The sequence below is a fragment of the Aquimarina addita genome (assembly GCF_039539305.1).
Taxonomy (GTDB): domain Bacteria; phylum Bacteroidota; class Bacteroidia; order Flavobacteriales; family Flavobacteriaceae; genus Aquimarina; species Aquimarina addita.
Window position 1 is genome coordinate 32691 of the sequence record NZ_BAABCW010000013.1, and the last position, 17585, is coordinate 50275.

17 protein-coding genes are annotated in these 17585 nt (G+C 32.7%); 14 read left to right on the forward strand and 3 right to left on the reverse strand.

Translation table 11 applies throughout. The features are described from left to right. Nucleotides 1–92: 92 nt before the first annotated feature. The 4 genes from ABD816_RS15155 (at nucleotide 93) to ABD816_RS15170 (ending at nucleotide 4205) form a co-directional block, all read left to right on the forward strand. A complete protein-coding gene (locus ABD816_RS15155) occupies nucleotides 93–446 on the forward strand; it encodes a PadR family transcriptional regulator (RefSeq protein WP_344928819.1) in 354 nt (117 codons plus the stop codon). Further along, the gene (locus ABD816_RS15160; RefSeq protein WP_344928821.1) at nucleotides 430–2178 is read left to right on the forward strand and encodes a PspC domain-containing protein; all 1749 of its coding nucleotides are present in this window, start codon (nucleotides 430–432) and stop codon (nucleotides 2176–2178) included. The genes ABD816_RS15155 and ABD816_RS15160 overlap by 17 nt, the downstream gene beginning before the upstream one ends. A gap of 95 nt (nucleotides 2179–2273) precedes the next feature. Continuing rightward, nucleotides 2274–2993 carry a head GIN domain-containing protein gene (locus ABD816_RS15165; protein WP_344928823.1) on the forward strand — a complete coding sequence of 240 codons (720 nt, stop codon included), beginning with the start codon at nucleotides 2274–2276 and terminating at the stop codon, nucleotides 2991–2993. Between the two features lie 354 nt (nucleotides 2994–3347). Continuing rightward, nucleotides 3348–4205, forward strand: a complete 858-nt coding sequence (locus ABD816_RS15170; RefSeq protein WP_344928825.1) for a GIN domain-containing protein — start codon at nucleotides 3348–3350, stop codon at nucleotides 4203–4205. Nucleotides 4206–4293: 88 nt separating this feature from the next. Here ABD816_RS15170 and trxB read toward each other — a convergent pair whose 3' ends face one another. Further along, nucleotides 4294–5262: a thioredoxin-disulfide reductase gene (gene trxB / locus ABD816_RS15175; protein WP_344928826.1), complete on the reverse strand. Its 969-nt coding sequence runs from the start codon at nucleotides 5260–5262 to the stop codon at nucleotides 4294–4296. Between the two features lie 252 nt (nucleotides 5263–5514). Between trxB and ABD816_RS15180 the strand changes: the two genes are divergently transcribed. The 9 genes from ABD816_RS15180 (at nucleotide 5515) to ABD816_RS15220 (ending at nucleotide 15422) form a co-directional block, all read left to right on the forward strand. Further along, nucleotides 5515–6174: a trimeric intracellular cation channel family protein gene (locus ABD816_RS15180; RefSeq protein ID WP_344928827.1), complete on the forward strand. Its 660-nt coding sequence runs from the start codon at nucleotides 5515–5517 to the stop codon at nucleotides 6172–6174. Between the two features lie 210 nt (nucleotides 6175–6384). Then, on the forward strand, nucleotides 6385–7575 hold the full coding sequence (fabV, locus tag ABD816_RS15185; protein ID WP_344928830.1) for an enoyl-ACP reductase FabV: 1191 nt from the start codon (nucleotides 6385–6387) through the stop codon (nucleotides 7573–7575). 66 nt (nucleotides 7576–7641) lie between these two features. After that, on the forward strand, nucleotides 7642–8313 hold the full coding sequence (locus ABD816_RS15190; RefSeq protein WP_344928831.1) for a hypothetical protein: 672 nt from the start codon (nucleotides 7642–7644) through the stop codon (nucleotides 8311–8313). Nucleotides 8314–8448: 135 nt separating this feature from the next. Next, a complete protein-coding gene (locus tag ABD816_RS15195; protein ID WP_344928832.1) occupies nucleotides 8449–8862 on the forward strand; it encodes a VOC family protein in 414 nt (137 codons plus the stop codon). 190 nt (nucleotides 8863–9052) lie between these two features. Further along, nucleotides 9053–9658: a SanA/YdcF family protein gene (locus tag ABD816_RS15200; protein ID WP_344928833.1), complete on the forward strand. Its 606-nt coding sequence runs from the start codon at nucleotides 9053–9055 to the stop codon at nucleotides 9656–9658. Between the two features lie 270 nt (nucleotides 9659–9928). Continuing rightward, on the forward strand, nucleotides 9929–10324 hold the full coding sequence (locus tag ABD816_RS15205; protein WP_344928836.1) for a hypothetical protein: 396 nt from the start codon (nucleotides 9929–9931) through the stop codon (nucleotides 10322–10324). Between the two features lie 249 nt (nucleotides 10325–10573). Further along, on the forward strand, nucleotides 10574–11626 hold the full coding sequence (locus tag ABD816_RS15210) for a transporter family protein (RefSeq protein WP_344928838.1): 1053 nt from the start codon (nucleotides 10574–10576) through the stop codon (nucleotides 11624–11626). Between the two features lie 26 nt (nucleotides 11627–11652). Next, entirely contained in the window at nucleotides 11653–14022 is a 2370-nt protein-coding gene (locus tag ABD816_RS15215; RefSeq protein WP_344928839.1) for a TonB-dependent receptor, read from the forward strand. A 143-nt stretch (nucleotides 14023–14165) separates the two neighbouring features. Continuing rightward, complete coding sequence (locus tag ABD816_RS15220; RefSeq protein ID WP_344928840.1) at nucleotides 14166–15422, forward strand: PepSY-associated TM helix domain-containing protein; 1257 nt, start codon at nucleotides 14166–14168, stop codon at nucleotides 15420–15422. Between the two features lie 292 nt (nucleotides 15423–15714). Here the strand turns inward: ABD816_RS15220 and ABD816_RS15225 are convergent, their stop codons facing one another. Together ABD816_RS15225 and ABD816_RS15230 are read right to left on the reverse strand one after the other, a co-directional pair. Next, nucleotides 15715–16494, reverse strand: a complete 780-nt coding sequence (locus ABD816_RS15225) for an SDR family NAD(P)-dependent oxidoreductase (RefSeq protein ID WP_344928841.1) — start codon at nucleotides 16492–16494, stop codon at nucleotides 15715–15717. Nucleotides 16495–16551: 57 nt separating this feature from the next. Next, nucleotides 16552–16908, reverse strand: coding sequence for a hypothetical protein (locus ABD816_RS15230; protein WP_344928842.1), 357 nt, complete (start codon nucleotides 16906–16908; stop codon nucleotides 16552–16554). 227 nt (nucleotides 16909–17135) lie between these two features. On the opposite strand from ABD816_RS15230, the gene ABD816_RS15235 reads away from it, so the two are divergent. Further along, a complete protein-coding gene (locus tag ABD816_RS15235; RefSeq protein WP_344928844.1) occupies nucleotides 17136–17573 on the forward strand; it encodes a hypothetical protein in 438 nt (145 codons plus the stop codon). Nucleotides 17574–17585: the final 12 nt, after the last annotated feature.

Sequence of the window (17585 nt, forward strand, 5' to 3'; positions counted from 1 at the left end):
TCAATCATCAATTTCATCATCAATCAGCAATCTGTACGTTATAGTCAGATTAAAAAAACGAACAGTTTAACTTTTTTAAAAATTCTAATTGTATGAAGATCGAAAACACAAAAGCGCAAATGCGCAAAGGTGTTCTGGAATATTGCATCCTTTCAATTCTTAGAGATGATGACGCTTATGTTGCGGAAATCCTAGGAACCCTCAAAGATGCTAAAATGCTTGTGGTAGAAGGTACTATTTATCCTTTACTCACCCGGCTTAAAAATGCAGGACTACTTAGTTATCGATGGGAAGAATCTACATCCGGTCCACCACGTAAATATTACGGACTCACAGAAACCGGAAAAATATTCCTTTCAGAATTAAATACTACCTGGGACGAATTACACAATGCAGTAACCCTGGTCACTAAACAAAAAACAAACAAAAATGAACAAGACAGTTAATATAAACCTAGCAGGTATATTTTTTCATATCGATGAAGATGCTTACTTAAAATTGCAGCGGTATCTTAAAGCAATAAAACGTTCATTTACCGATTCTCAGGGAAGCGATGAGATCATTGCAGATATAGAGGCACGTATAGCAGAAATTTTCAGTGAAAAAATAAAAGACGAAAAAGAAGTTATTGGCATTAAAGAGGTCGAAGAGGTAATCGCTATTATGGGACAACCTGAAGACTATAGAATTGATGAAGAAATTTTTGAAGACGAAGCCACAGCTTCAGAAAACTATACTAATAAAACTAAACAATTATTTAGAGATACTACTAATTCTTATGTAGGTGGTGTTAGCTCTGGCTTAGGACATTATCTTGGTCTTGATCCTATTTGGATTAGACTTACCTGGATTCTACTTACTATATTCTCCAGTGGGGCATTTATATTAATATATATTGCTTTCTGGATCTTTGTTCCAGAAGCAAAAACAACCGCCGACTTTCTCGCTATGAAGGGGGAAGCAATCAATATTAATACTATTGAAAAAAAAATTAAAGAAGGATTTAATGATGTTGCAGATAAAGTAAAAGATGTAGATTACAAGAAGTATGGTACTAAAATAAAAAGCGGATCCAGCAATTTTTTTGACACACTAGGTAGTGTATCTCTTACACTATTAAAGATTTTTACAAAAATAATCGGAGCCTTTATAATTATCCTATCAGGAATGACCTTAATAGCTCTTTTTATCGGACTATTTACCTTTGGAACTTTTGGATTCATAGAAACACCGATAACAGATTATATTGATGCTATAAATCATCCAAATGTACCATTATGGCTAGTTTCACTTTTGTTGTTTTTCCTGTTGGGAATTCCCAACTTCTTCTTTCTGTATCTCGGATTAAAAATAACATTCAACAATCTAAAATCTATTGGAACCACTGGTAAACTTAGTTTATTATCAATATGGGTATTATCAATAATTGGTGCTATCATTTTACTCATTAATGGAGCTACCCAAGAAGCTTATGACGCAATAGTTACAGAAGACCCTACAACATTAAGGGTTAACTCATCAGACACTCTTAACATCAAGATGATTGGAAATAACCAACATTCTCATCGCTCCTTTCAGGGAAACAATTTCAGAATTAAAAGGGACGAAAATGATAATAAGATATTACTAATTAAGGATATTGAAATTTTCATCACTGAAAATAAAGAAGACAGTATTGCAACAATTAGTATCAACAAAATGGCAGAAGGAAACAGTTATAGCAATGCAAAAGAGAGAGCTTCTGCAATACAATACATGTATGAAGTAAAAGGTAATTCTTTACTATTAAACAAATACGCCACAACAGATATTAAAAATAAGTATAATGATCAGGAAATAGAAATTACACTATCGATCCCAGAAGGAATGACCATAATGGCGGATGAAAACACATCCCACTTTAACAATTCCTGGAAAAGTAGCGAATATCTAAGCCTCCACGATAAAGAAGGGCATTATGTACAGTTGATAAATGGCGAATTTATTTGCAATACCTGCCCACAAGATGAATGGGAATACAAGGATTCTGAAGAGGAAGAAGATACTATACATATTAATATATACGATGATGATGAAGATGCTCATCTCAAAATAGATGAAGAAGGAGTACGTATCAAAAATGAAGAAATAGATATTAAAATAGACGAAAACGGAATAAAAATAAAAGCCGATAATTAACAATCAATCAAAAACAGCTTTTACTCCCTCTCTTTTTTAAATTGTAAAATAGAATCTGAGTAGGCGTATTAATTAACAAATTAAATCACTGTATCATGACAACACTCATTAAATTTTTAGTCACTCTTAGTCTTTCTGCTCTATGCTATTCTTGTAACTTCACTTTTGATGGAATCAAAGGAGAAGGAGAAGTTACCACAAGAGAGAAAACTATAAATAAAAATTTTAATACAATCAAATCCAGTAACGGCTTAGATGTTGTATTAACAAGCAAAAAGGACAAGAAAGTAGTTGTAGAAGCAAATGAAAACCTTCATTCGCACATAGAAGTATATGTTAAAGAAGAAGTATTACATATTACAGCTAATAAAAACATATATCAAGCCGACAAAAAGACTGTATACGTATCCTACGATATTCTAAACAAAATAGCGGCTACAAGTGGGTCAGAAATAACATCACTAGAATCAATAGTTCAAAAAAATCTTTCTATTAATGCAACAAGTGGTGCTAACATACACCTTGATGTAAAAGCAGAAACATTAACCTCATCTGCTACTAGCGGTGCAATACTGGAGTTATCAGGAAAAGTAAATAATCATAATGCAAAAGCGACCAGCGGTGCTAATACCAGTGCCGATAATTTATTAAGTATGGTATCAAAAGCAAAGGCAACCAGTGGTGCATCTATTAAAATTCATGCTAAAAATAAATTCACAGGAAACGCTACCAGTGGTGGTCACGTATTATATTACGGAAATCCTGCTTCTGTTTCAGAAAATGACAATTCTGGTGGGGTTGTTAAAAGAAGGTAATTCATTATCAGTAGTTATTTAATCAACCTTACCACATAATCCAACAACCAATACTGCCAGAAAATCTGTTTTTATTACCTATCATAGTTTGTTTAGTGTGTAGGTATTAAAACTTTTCTGGCAGTTTTTTTATTCTTATTGTTAGTTATCAACTTTAATTAGTATCCTTATATTTGTAAACTTTTAATCTATTTCTTTCTAAAATTTCAAAAAGGGTAGTCCTGACATATTGGAAAAAATAAGATTAGCTATCACAATCTTTACGCAGATTGAACAAACTATTTTCAATATATTGTTTTACCATAGATAGTTTGGGGTTGAAAACATCGTATTGCTACTAAAACTATATAACAAATGAGAACTTTATTCTTTTCTTTATTTTTACTCTTCATATCTCTGAATATATCCGCTCAAAAAGAAAAAATAAATGGAAATAAGATTGTAACCTCTGAGGTTAAAATGACAGATACTTTTCATACTATCGAAGTATACGATAATTTTGAAATATCCATTGATCAAGATAGTGATCATATGATAAATATAGAGACAGATAGCAACCTAATGGAATTTATTATTGCAGAGGTAGTTGACGGTGTTTTAAAAATAAAATCAGAGAAAGATATAAGGCGATCTAAAGCGTTGCACATTACAATTTCTTACGCTTCTGATTTACAAAGAATCGCTTTTTATGATAAAGTTACCGCTAAATCCATATCAGCACTTAAATCCTCAAATATTAGAGTGGAAGCACACGATAATACAGAAGTATTCTTATCTATAAATGCGGATAAAGTGACCAGTATCTTACACGGAAAATCTAATGCAGAACTCCACGTAAATTCAAAAAACACATTCTATCAGGTAAATGAGAATTCTGAATTGAAAGGAATAATTACAACAGATAGTTTAAAAATAGATTTGTATCAAAATGGATACGCTAAACTAGAAGGAGATGTAAAATCTGCATTAATCAGAGCAGATAATGACGTAGACTTTTATGGTGAAAAATTAACTATTGATAAAGCCTCTATTGTAGCAGAAAAGAAGAGTGATTGTTATGTATTGGTTAAAAATGAAATTGACATTAGCGCTATAGATCAAACTGAAATTTACTTACTAGGGGAACCTATAATTAGCATAACGAGTTTCTTACACGAAGCTATTCTTTATAAGAAAAATATAGAATATACTCCCAGCAGATTAAAACTATAAATTTTTAGGTACTGATTTTGAAACAAAAAAAGAAACTCGTCAAATTTAAAAATTTGACGAGTTTCTTTTGTATATAAAATGCTAATATTTATGCAGAAACTTCTGCACTTGTCTCTATTGTTGCCAGATACCTTTCTGCATCCAGAGCAGCCATACAACCTGTACCTGCAGCAGTAATCGCTTGTCTGTAATCTTTATCCTGTACATCACCAGATGCAAATACTCCGGGGATGTTAGTATGGGTCGTTTTTGCCTTGGTAATAATATATCCGGTTTCGTCCATATCTATCTGCCCTTTAAAAACACTTGTATTAGGAGTATGACCGATGGCAATAAAGATACCTGTGATTGAGATTTCTTCTTTTTCACCTGTTTGATTATTTACCATCCGTAATCCTTCTACAACCTGCTCTCCTAACACCTCATCTACTTCTGTATTATACATTACTCTAATATTTGAAGTATTTTCTACTCGGTGCTGCATTGCTTTTGAAGCTCTCATATAATCTTTTCTTACTAACATAGTTACTGATGAACAAATATTAGCTAAGTAAGTTGCTTCTTCTGCAGCAGTATCTCCTGCTCCAACAATAGCAACATCCTGCCCCTTATAAAAAAAGCCATCACATACTGCACAGGCAGAAACTCCTCCTCCTCGTAAACGTTGTTCACTTGGTATCCCCAGATATTTTGCAGTAGCTCCAGTAGAAATAATGACACTCTCCGCTTCGATTTGTGTACTATTATCAACAGTCACTTTATGGATTCCTCCCTTTTCTGTATTAAAATCTACAGCAGTAACCATCCCAATACGAACTTCTGTACCAAAACGCTCTGCTTGTTGTTGTAATTGCACCATCATTGTAGGACCATCAATTCCTTCTGGGTACCCAGGAAAATTATCTACCTCTGTCGTTGTTGTTAATTGACCTCCAGGCTCCATACCTGTATACATAACAGGTTTAAGATCAGCTCTTGCTGCATATATTGCCGCAGTATACCCTGCAGGACCTGAACCTATAATCAGGCACTTTATTCTTTCTATTGTATCAGACATAATCTTTTCGTTTTATCTAGTGTAAAAGTAGCAAAATGAAGATAAAACTTACATAAAAGTTATTAAGAATTGTTATTAACCTATAGATGTACGTAATACCCCACAATCCATCCTTTAGAAGAATAACGACTTCACATTCAAAATTAATTAACAATCATTAAATAAAAATTAAAACTATTAAAAATAGTATCCATTTCTCATACTAACTAAAAGGTTTCTGTGTATAATTTAGACATCGCTTATAATGTTCTAATGTCTCTAATTTTATCTATTTTTGAAAATATTTTAATAAAAATGACCTTTTTTAATTTACTCGATATTTTAGGGACTATAGCTTTTGCTGTTTCTGGTGCTTTAAGTGCTATGAATAAAAAATTTGATGTTTTTGGAATCTTTATTATTGCCTTTGTAACTGCAATTGGCGGAGGTACATTAAGAGACATCCTTATAGGAAATACTCCTGTTTCCTGGATGCAACATACAATGAGTATTTACCTTATCGGAGTTATTACGAGCCTTTCTATCATCTTTAGAAACAAATTAAATTATCTTAAAAAATCTCTTTTCCTTTTTGACACTATTGGATTAGGTATTTTTACCATTACAGGAGTTGAAGCAGGAATCCAAGCAGGATTACTTCCTATAATTTCTATTGCATTAGGAACTATGACAGGTTGCTTCGGAGGAGTTATCCGGGATATTTTATGCACAGAAATCCCAGTAGTTTTCAGAAAAGAAATATATGCTACCGCTTCTATAGCAGGAGGTGTTTGTTTTATGACCTTGCACACACTCACAATACCAATCACTATTATTTATGTATCCACAATAGCACTCATCATCGTCATACGATTGATAGTAGTGAAATATAAAATTTCTCTACCTTATTTTGATATACAAAACAAAGAATAAACGCTATTATAATGTATCAGATACGTTAAACAGAAAGCTAATCACTTGCATTTTTTATTATACCTTTCCTTTAGCTAAATCAAATAACTTGTTTGTTCCTCTGGGTAAGCATCTTTAAGGATAAAACTAAATAAAATGAGCATTTAATTTACTTGCATGTAGTTACTTTTTGAATTATGTTCGCAACTTTAGAAATTACAAATTCACACTATGATCATAGAACCAAGAACACGCGGATTTATATGCCTGACAGCTCATCCAAAGGGATGCGAACAGAATGTACTAAACCAGATCAATTATATAAAAACCAAGGGAGCCATTGATGGCCCTAAAAAAGTATTAGTGATTGGTGCTTCTACAGGTTTTGGGCTTGCTTCAAGAATTACAAGTGCCTTTGGTTCTGAGGCAGCTACCATAGGTGTGTTTTTAGAAAAACCTCCTACTCCGGGAAGACCTGCTTCTGCCGGATGGTACAACACCGTAGCTTTCGAAAATAAAGCACACGAGGCAGGACTCTATGCAAAAAGTATTAACGGTGATGCTTTTTCTAATGAAATCCGAGCAAAAACTATTGATCTCATAAAAAAAGATTTAGGACAAATTGACCTCGTCATTTATAGTTTAGCTTCTCCAGTGCGTGTACATCCAGAAACCGGAACAAAATATAAATCTGTTTTAAAACCTATTGATAGATCTTTTTCTAATAAAACGGTAGATTTTCATACTGGAAAGGTTTCAGAAATATCTATTGAACCTGCTACTGGTGATGATATAGAGAATACCGTTACCGTAATGGGAGGAGATGATTGGCAGTTATGGATTGATGCGTTAAAAAAAGAAGCATTACTTGCTCCACAATTTCAGACAATCGCTTATTCATACATTGGTCCTAAACTTACCGAACCGGTGTATAGGAAAGGAACTATTGGTCGTGCCAAAGACCATCTGGAAGCAACAGCCTTTAAAATTACAGATACACTTAAAGATATTAATGGAAAAGCGTATGTATCTGTAAACAAAGCACTGGTAACTCAAGCTAGTTCTGCTATCCCCGTAATTCCTTTATATATTTCTCTTTTGTATAAAATCATGAAAGAAAAGGAGATTCATGAAGGATGTATAGAACAAATCCAACGATTATTTAAAGAGCGATTATATACCGGTAAACAAATTGACACAGATCCAGAAGGCAGAATCCGTATTGATGATTGGGAAATGCGGGAAGATGTGCAGGCTGCCATTAAAGAATTGTGGGAAAATGCAACTACAGAAACATTACCTTCTATAGGAGATTTACAAGGATACCATACTGATTTTTTTAATTTATTTGGTTTTAAAGTGCCTGGTGTTGATTATGATCAAGACGTCGATGAAATGCTAGAAATTCCAGAATTACAATAATCTATACGTAGTAAAGTCAAAGGAAATACAGTATAGCTATCAAAGATTAAAATTAAAAGAACCTTAATGAAAAAAATTATTGTTTTACTTGCGATATTTTTTACTATCCCATCTTTTGGACAGGATAGTAAAAAAATAAATTTGATAGATTATATTAAAGAAATTCAGGTTTGGGAAAAAGAAAACAGTACCATGTCTATGTCATTTTGGATCCCTGGAAGTTATTGGAAAATTGCAATGCAGGATAATCCTCAGGTTCCTGAAGAAATTATTTATCAATTAACAGCTGCTCTAAAAGAGTATGTCTTTATCTGCACATTAAATGCCAAAATTAATATAGACGGCACTATGCAATTTGAGGACGAAGCTGTAATGAGAAGCACCCTCTCTATTGAGGACAGTACAGGAAAAACGTATCTTCCTCTAGAAAATGATCTGATATCTGCAGATGCTCTATCTCTTTCTGAAGCTATAAAACCACTATTCTCACAAATGTTTGGTCAAATGGGCGCTGGAATGCATTTCTATTTCTTTAAGATTCAGGATAAAAAAGGTACTAATCTAATTGATGAATATAAAGATGGCTCCTTTACCATTTATCATTCAGATAGAAAATTTAATTATAACCTACCACTTATAACCTTACTGCCTATCAAAAAATGCCCTACTGACGAAGCCGACATGCAAGGTAACTGGAAATATTGCCCAATCCATGGGGTCGTGTTAAAAGATCAATAATCGTTCTTCTTTACTGAATGCTTGAAAAAAATTAAAACACCTTAATCTCAAATTGATTATAAAGGTATACGTTATCCCACAAATAGAGCATCTCTATATGTAAGTTACCTATAATCAAAAAAAAGTAAGTAATCAATGAAACAAAGAATAGCACATATTGCTTTAGTTGTAAAAGAATATGATGAAGCAATAGAGTTTTATACCAAAAAATTAGACTTCAAACTTCTTGAAGACACAAAAATTGACGAAAAGAAAAGATGGGTAATGATTGCACCACCAGGCGCAAAAGAATGTTGTTTACTTTTAGCTAAAGCTGCTAATGATAAACAAAAAGAAAGTATTGGGAATCAAACAGGAGGTAGAGTTGGATTTTTTCTGTTTACCGATGATTTTGAAAGAGATTATAATAAAATGATTGAGCGAGAAATAAAATTTGTTAGACCTAAAACCGAATTCGAATACGGAACTGTAGCTGTATTTGAGGATTTATATGGAAATATGTGGGATTTGATTGAACCGAATGAAAACAATAAAGGTTTGATAAAATAAACTACAGGTAACACGGATAACCGTAGATAACTATCCTTTTCCACATGGGGATATAATTTTTAGGTTGTGTAACAGCCACACGGTGTATAAAACATATACTCTTGATAAAGGTAAAATGATATCATTCATAAGGATATCAAATTTATTACATATTTTATCTATACATTACAATACATAAGCAATCCATGTAATGAATAATTTAAGGAGAAATAAAAATAGAATAGGTTGGCTACTTATTCTTAGTATACTCGTTATATTAATTAATCACAAATTGATTGAGTATCAAACTACAGATTTAATTTTTAGCGACTATACTAAAATCCCACAAACAGAATTTGCTTTATTTCTGGGCACTCCTAAATATTTACCTAATGGAGACACTAATAATTATTACAAAAACAGAATTAACTCAATAACAAGATTATATACAAATGGTATCATTCGTAAAATTATTATTAGTGCAGATACTCTCAATAAGTATAGGGAAAACGAGGTCGATCTAATCAAATTAGATTTAATAGAAAATGGAGTACAGGAAACTGATTTAATTTTAGATACTTATGGAAATCGTACTTGGAACTCCGTTATCAATCTGGAAAAAATCTCAACTAAAAACGCTTTTATCATTGTCTCTCAAAGGTTTCATTTAGAAAGAGCATTATATATTGCAAGAAAAAAAGATATAAACGCTATTGGGTTTAAAGCAAAAGGCAGCATGTCTACTAAATTATGGATACGAGAAGTTTTAGCGAGAGTAAAGATGCAAATCGATATACTTTTCAACGGAACCATTTAATAGCATCGTACCATAAATGATTTTTTTGAATTCAAAATATAAATGTATCGACATCATTAATTTTAAATTGTAAAATCAAGATAAAAAAAAGCATTTCTTTTATCTTCAATTAAGACGCACTTTTTATTATCTATATTCAGGGACTTATTAAAATTTAGTGATTCTTCTATAATTTTCTTAAAAATTAACTACATACCGAAGGTATTTTATTCTAAAATCGTCTAAATAAGGAAAGATATAATATCTTTGCCAAAATTTAAACAAAAGGGCTTGAGACTTTTTTTTTCTATTATTATTTTCACTGCTTTTGCATTGCGACCAGCAATTCAGGTTAGTACTGTTTTGTACTACCAGCTCAATGTAGATACTATAATAGAAAAATATTGTGTGAATAAAGAAAGACCACAACTTAATTGTAATGGTAAATGTTATTTAATGAATCAATTGAAGGTGACTAACAACTCATCATCTGATACTGATACCACAGATAATTTTGCAATTATAGCTGAAGCATTTATTCCTGTCTTTTTTCAACATACCATTGTTATAATAAATAATAGTGACCCTACCCTATTTAGATTAAAACAACATTGGAAACCTGATTATCTACTTCTACAAGCCATTTCTAAAGAAATTGAATACCCTCCTGAGAATTATTTCTCGTAAGTATTAATTTAATAAAACAAGAAAGTATCAGTTTACACATGGTAGACTGTATTTCTATGATATATGTCAGATAAACACATCTGTTTTATCATAAAAGCACTCATAAAAATGATATGAGCGCTTTAAAAATACTATTCTAATCTGAATGTATGTTTTATTAAAATCCCAACTTACATAGCGTGTCTACAACTATCTACGATTGAATGAAAAAGAATTCGACACTACAGATTAAATAAAATTTACTTAGAAATGAAAAAAATCATATATGCCATAAGTATTATGGCAACATTGCAAATATCTGCTCAGGAACACGCAGAAAAAAACAAACATTCAAAAAACAAAGAAACAAATTGGTCTGCCTCACGACCTGACGGTCATGCACCTATCAGCGTAATGGGAGATCATACCCATGGTAAAGGAGAATTTATGTTTAGCTATCGCTATATGTATATGAATATGGAAGACCTCAACCGAGGAAGTGAAAATGTTCCCTTTTCTAATGCTATACTAACTAATGATGCCTATATGGTAACTCCAACAAGTATGCCCATGAATATGCATATGCTAGGCGCAATGTATGCACCTAGTGATAGAGTTACATTAATGGCTATGGTCAATTACTTATCTCAAGATATGGATCACATAACAGCTATGGGAGGTACATTCAGCACTGCATCTTCAGGGTTTGGAGATACACAGATTGCTGCAATGTATAAGTTTTTTAACCATAATAAACAACAGTTACACGGACAAGTGGGAATATCTATTCCTACAGGGAGCATTGATGAAGAAGATGTAACTCCTGCCTCTACTCCTAATGCATCTATATTACCATATCCAATGCAAATTGGTAGTGGCACCTGGGATGCAGTACTCGCACTAACCTATCTGAAACAATGGAATATTTTGTCGTTTGGTTCACAATTAAAAACTACTCTACGAACTGGCACTAATGATAATGAATATAGACTAGGCAATACATATAGTAGTAATAACTGGCTAGCTCTAAAAGCAACAGATTGGTTAAGCATTTCTGGTCGTTTAGAAATAGGTGCAATAGATAAAATAGAAGGTGCTAATCCAGATCTAAATCCCATGCTTGTGATTACAGCAGATACAGATAACTCCGGAATGACATATGCCAATGCAGGGCTCGGTTGTAACCTATATGCATTTCAGGGAAGTCTAAAAAATCTAAGACTAGGGTTTGAAGCAGCACTACCATTATTTCAGAATATGAACGGAGTACAGCTGCGTAACAAAGAAACACTATCACTCGGATTGCAATACTCATTCCATTAAAACACTTTTAGAAGTACCATATTATTATGAAAAACACACTAATTATCACTGTCATCCTACTTTTAGGAATAAAAAGTTACGGTCAATCATACAAAGGAAAGGTTGTAGATCACACCAACACTTCGGTAGCAGGAGCAACAATTATTGATACTAAAAATCCATCCAATGGCGTTATGACTGATGCAGATGGATTTTTCACAATCATCTTAGATAATTCTAATCAGGTTACCATAAGTTTTGTTGGTTATCAAACCAAAGAGGTTATTTTAAATAATGCCGACAATATTATTAAGCTGATAGAAGATAATGTAGCATTAGAGGAAATACTTGTAACTTCTGCTAGTAGAGAAGTACAAAAACGCTCAGAAGTTCCTGGATCGATTAGCATTATATCAGATCTCACCATAAAAGAAACCAAAGCCTTTGGTATTGATCAGTTAGTCAATCAAGTTCCCGGAGTATATATGTCTACCTCCAGAGCTGCTAGTAACGAACAACATTTTATGTCGGTTCGATCTCCTATTTCTACTAAAGCATTATTCCTGTATCTGGAAGATGGTCTACAAATCAGACCAACTTCTGTTTTCAACCATAATGCATTATTAGAAATGAATGACATTTCATACAGTAGGATCGAAGTATTAAAAGGTCCGGCTTCTAGTATATATGGTAGTGAATCAATTGGAGGTAGTTTTAACTTTATTACTAAAAATCCAACAGAAAAACTGAGTGGCAGTGTGGACTACCAGACTAACGATTTAGGTATAAAACGATATGCGGCAGAAATATCAGATCGAACCAATGAAAAATTTGGTTTTTATCTGGGAGGACACTACGTAGAAAGAGCAGATGGACCTATAGAACATAGTGATTATGAAAAATTCGCAGTTACTTTTAAGACGGTATATGATTTTTCTGAAAAGACAAAGTGGACCACTGTTTTTGATGCAATAAAATATAGATCTGATATGACAGGTTCCTTAAGCGAAGATGATTATACTGATGGTAATTTCGAAAGTGATCAAACTTTTACAGAAAGAGAAGCACTCGCCTTTAGAGTACGAAGTACGGTGGATCAGTTTTGGAATGAAAAAAATAAAACCTCTTTTAATTTTGTATTTAGAGATAATAAGATGGATCAAAACCCATCTTATAGAATTAGTCAGTTCAGGGATGGTGGAGTGCTAACAGGTTTTGGATCTGGAGAGATTAATTCTAATCAATTCAAAAGTTTTGTAGGATTAGTGCAGCATAAAATGGATTTTGATTTTAAAAATTCCTCTTTAATTTTTGGCGCAACGGCAGATTACTCTCCACAAACATATGTTGCAGAAACTTTGGATGTTATTGTAGACCCAGAAACCGGAAGAAATACTGATTTTAGCATAAACAGTGGTGATTATATATTGAATTATGAAGCAGGCATTTTTAATTATGCAGGTTTTTTTCAGTATGAAATATCACCTGTAGAAAAATTAAAAGTCACAGCAGCTTTACGCTATGATAGTTTTGAATATGATTATGACAATCTTACAGAAGAAGTTGGCGTTGATGATTCTGTGGATACGTTTCATAATCTCACTCCTAAACTAGGGATGAATTATAATTTTAATACTACTACTGGAATTTACACTAATTATTCTCAAGGGTTCACACCACCACAGGTTTCTACCTTATATCGCAATAGAAATGAATTACAAGGAATTAAACCAAGCCGATATCATAATTATGAAATAGGTGGGTATTATACGTTTCTTTCAAAAATACAATTAGATGTTGCTTTATATATGCTTGAAGGAAACAATACTCTGATTACATTACGTGATGAAGATGATAATTTCTTTAATACAAATGCAGGAAAAACGCAATCTTACGGAATTGAATATGGTATTAGATTTATGCCTATAAAAGGTGTTACTCTTGGCCATAATGGAAGTTATGCGAAGCATAGATATATTGAGTTTTTTGACAGTGGTGTGGACTATTCGGATACAGATAGAGAAACAGCTCCAAACCTTTTAGGAACCACATTAATTACTTATAATCATGAGTTAGAAAATGGTGTTGGGTTAAGTATTACAGGAGAACACGAGTTAGTAGGATCATACAATACAAGTTTTGAAGGACAGGTTGAAGAAGTAATAGATTCTTATGAAGGTGAAGGAGGTTATGGATATGAAGAAATTATAACTAGTACAGCCACCTATGACGGTCATAGTGTTTTTAACTTGAGAGCAGCTATACGTTACAAAGGTTTTGAAATATGGGGACATGCGCTTAATGTTTTTGATGAATTATATGCAGCCCGTGCTTCTTTTAACTCATTCAGTGATGAGAATAGTTATACAATAGGAAACCCCAGAGGTTTTCATTTTGGTGTACGCTATGGTTTTTAAATAACATCAATACAGACAAGTCAGTTTTATTACATAAATCAAGGTGAAAAACACCTAATCTCAGGATCATTTTCATCTTGATTTGTTTTAAATATGCTCAGATAACTATTGTTTTTTATCTAGACTTTAATTATAAATATCTTATGCAAAAGAATCAAAAACTAAATAAATGGCTTTGGAAATGGCATTTTATAGCAGGAATGGTTTCCTTACCTTTTATTTTAATACTATCTATAACTGGTATTATCTATTTGTTCAAGGCAGATTATGAAGCTCCAAAGCAAAAGGATGTCAAAGAAGTCATCGTTCAGGGTACACCTATCTCCTTACAAGAACAATGGAAAATTGCTAAGACACATGCAACAAAAAAACCAAATGCTGTAATCATTCCTACAGCTACCAATCAAGCAACAGAATTCGTTTCGGGACGATTTGGAGGTAAAAGCAGTTTATATGTCAATCCTTATACTGGAGAGGTATCCGGTGTCATTACTCCAAAGGATTCTGTAATGTTTACTGTGAGAAAACTACACGGAGAATTACTTTTAGGCGGTTTTGGTACCAAAATCGTAGAACTTATCGCCTGCTGGATGATCGTACTGATTCTTACAGGTATCTATGTATGGTGGCCTGGGCGAGGATGGCAATTAAAAGGTTTTTTTATCCCGAGAACCGGAGTTGACAAAAGGACTTTTTACAGAGATTTGCATTCCATTACTGGGTTCTGGGTCTCTATCTTATTAATGATGATCCTCGCTGGTGGATTACCCTGGACTGATGTATTTGGGAGTAATTTTAAAACATTACAAAAAGTTACCAATACAGGATATCCCAGTACCTGGGATGCCAGAAAATTACAATCAAATACTACTGAGGCACCACAAGATTTTATTTCCTTAGATCAAATGATGGTAAAAGCTACATCCTTAAATCTCTCTGGTGATGTAGCGATCACATTCCCAAAAGGTCCAAATGGAGTGTATAGTGTATCAAATACTAATCCTATGGATTTAGCATCTCAAAAAAAGGTTCATTTTGATGCCTATACTGGTAAACAACTATTAGCTAATCACTGGGATGATGTGGGTATTTTGATGCAAGGAAGAATGTGGTTTATGGCATTTCATCAAGGTGAATTCGGTACCTGGAACTGGGTATTGATGTTATTAACGTCTATAGCACTTACGGTCATGAGTATTGCCGCAATTGTTTCTTATGTGCTAAGAAAAAAGCCAAAAAAATGGGGTGTACCTAAAGTCCCCGCTTCTTTTAAAGTTGGCTATGGAATTGTCGTGTTACTGATCATATTATCTGTAGTGTTTCCATTGTTTGGTGGGAGTCTGATCATCATAATAGGTGTTGAATATTGGAGAAAGAAACGTAAAATCGCTTCTATTTGAAGAAAATAAGTTTTGTTATATATTTTTAAGAAACTACTAAAGCTTATTTAGCACTTATTTAGTAAGTAAGTACTAATTTGTTAAGAATCATAACTTTGAATAATTTCACTTATTCAGAAAACTAAAACATTCTTTTTTTTCAAGATATAAATATACCCGATCCTAATCGTCTTGGTTATACCAGTAGAATATTTAATATCCGAAATCTATTTGATACGAACCACAAAAGAAATTTCACAATTCAAAAGCACTTTTTTACCCAATAAACAGACAAAATATACAGATTAGTATTTTATTTAATCTCCTGCATTTTTTTAATTTGCTGAAGCAGTATTTTTTTTGGCGTTAAGGGTATCATAGAAATCATAGCTTTTTGAGCAAAGGTTAATCCGGAGGTAACATCCAATTTTCCAGCAATCATTCCATTATATCCATCTTCCGCTACGCTCCTGGCACTTGCTGTATTCTTAAACATCGGAGTTTTATCCATTCCCGATACTTCACCAAACTGAGTTGCTGTAGCTCCAGGCATAAGATTGGTCACAGTAACATTAGTCTCTTTTAATTCTTCTGCTATGGCATTACTAAAAGAAGTAACGTATGCCTTAGTTGCAAAATATACGGCCTGCAGTGGGCCAGGCATCAAACTAGCAGTAGAAGAAACATTAAGTACTTTTCCTCCATTACTTTTTATAAAATCCTGCAAAAAATGATATGTTAGCTCTGTTAGAGCTGCAATATTAAGGTGGATCATCCCGATATGTTGCGCCAACTGCTGTTTATGGAACAAACCCAAACTACCAAAACCTGCATTGTTAATTAAATAATCCACTGTTAGACCAGCCATTTTAACCTCCTCATAGATTTCCTGAGGTGCCGCAGATACAGTAAGATCTTTTGAAATCACAAAAACCTGAATCTTATATTTGTCTTCCAGTTCCTGCTTTAACTCATTCAATGTATCTTCACTTCTTGCAACTATAATAAGATTTCCTCCTTTTTCTGCATGGATATAAGCAAACTCTTTTCCTATTCCACTACTAGCTCCTGTTATTAATGCTGTCTTATTCATACAATTATCTTATTAAGGTTTTACAAGTGATCACTTTTTTAGCCAATATCTAACCTATTATTCTTCCGATTTCAACCAAAGTTGATCTTCTTCTAAGCGTTCTAATGTAAACATATCAATAATACGAAAAGAAACATCAAAGTTTAACCCTTCAATTATAATAATATTCTGATTTACCTCATAATCCGCTCTATACACTATATCACCGCCTATTAGAATATCGACTGTGGATCCATCTACAAATTCAACAAAATTAGTACAAATCAACTCTGGATTCACACTATTATCACATTCAGGAATCTCATACGTAAAAGTACCATTTACTTCAATATTAGTATTAGAATCAACTGTATCATCATTAGAACAAGCTGATACAAAGAATAAAGAAACCAAAATCAAATATATTTTTTTCATACTCACAGGCATAATTAGTTACTATAAAGATATACTTTCAACCAAAGGTTTACGTTACCTAATCATAAAAAGATAGTTGATTAAAAGAGAGACTTTAAAATTATTTTTTTAATTACTTATTCAGTAAAAGGTTAAAACTTTGATTAAACATCAAATTAATATGACGTTATACCAATAACGTAAAATCAAAAAAAACAATACCTTTGATATTACATAAAATCTATAAAATGAAAAAAATATTTTTATCACTGCTTATAATTACGGTAACTACTTCTTTATTTTCTTGTAATGAACAACCTAAAGAAGAAAAAGAATTTGATGCATTAATGACCAAAATAATTGGTGTACACGATGAAGTAATGCCTAAAATGGGTGAAATGAGTTCTCTTATCAAAAAATTAGAAGCTAAAGTTGACACGACAGCTACTGGTAAGAAATATGCTGCAGCACAAGAAGATGTAAAAGGAGCCTATGATTTTATGATGGAATGGATGGGTGATTTCAGTAAAAAATTCCCTCACAATGAAGAAGTTACTTCAGATAACAAAGAAGTATTTGACACTAAAATGGAGATGTTAAAGGAAGAAGAAGTTGAAGTGAATGAATTAAAAACCAAAATTAATAACAGTATCGAAAATGCAAAAAAGTTGCTCGGAGAATCTTAAAGCTCTAAGGCA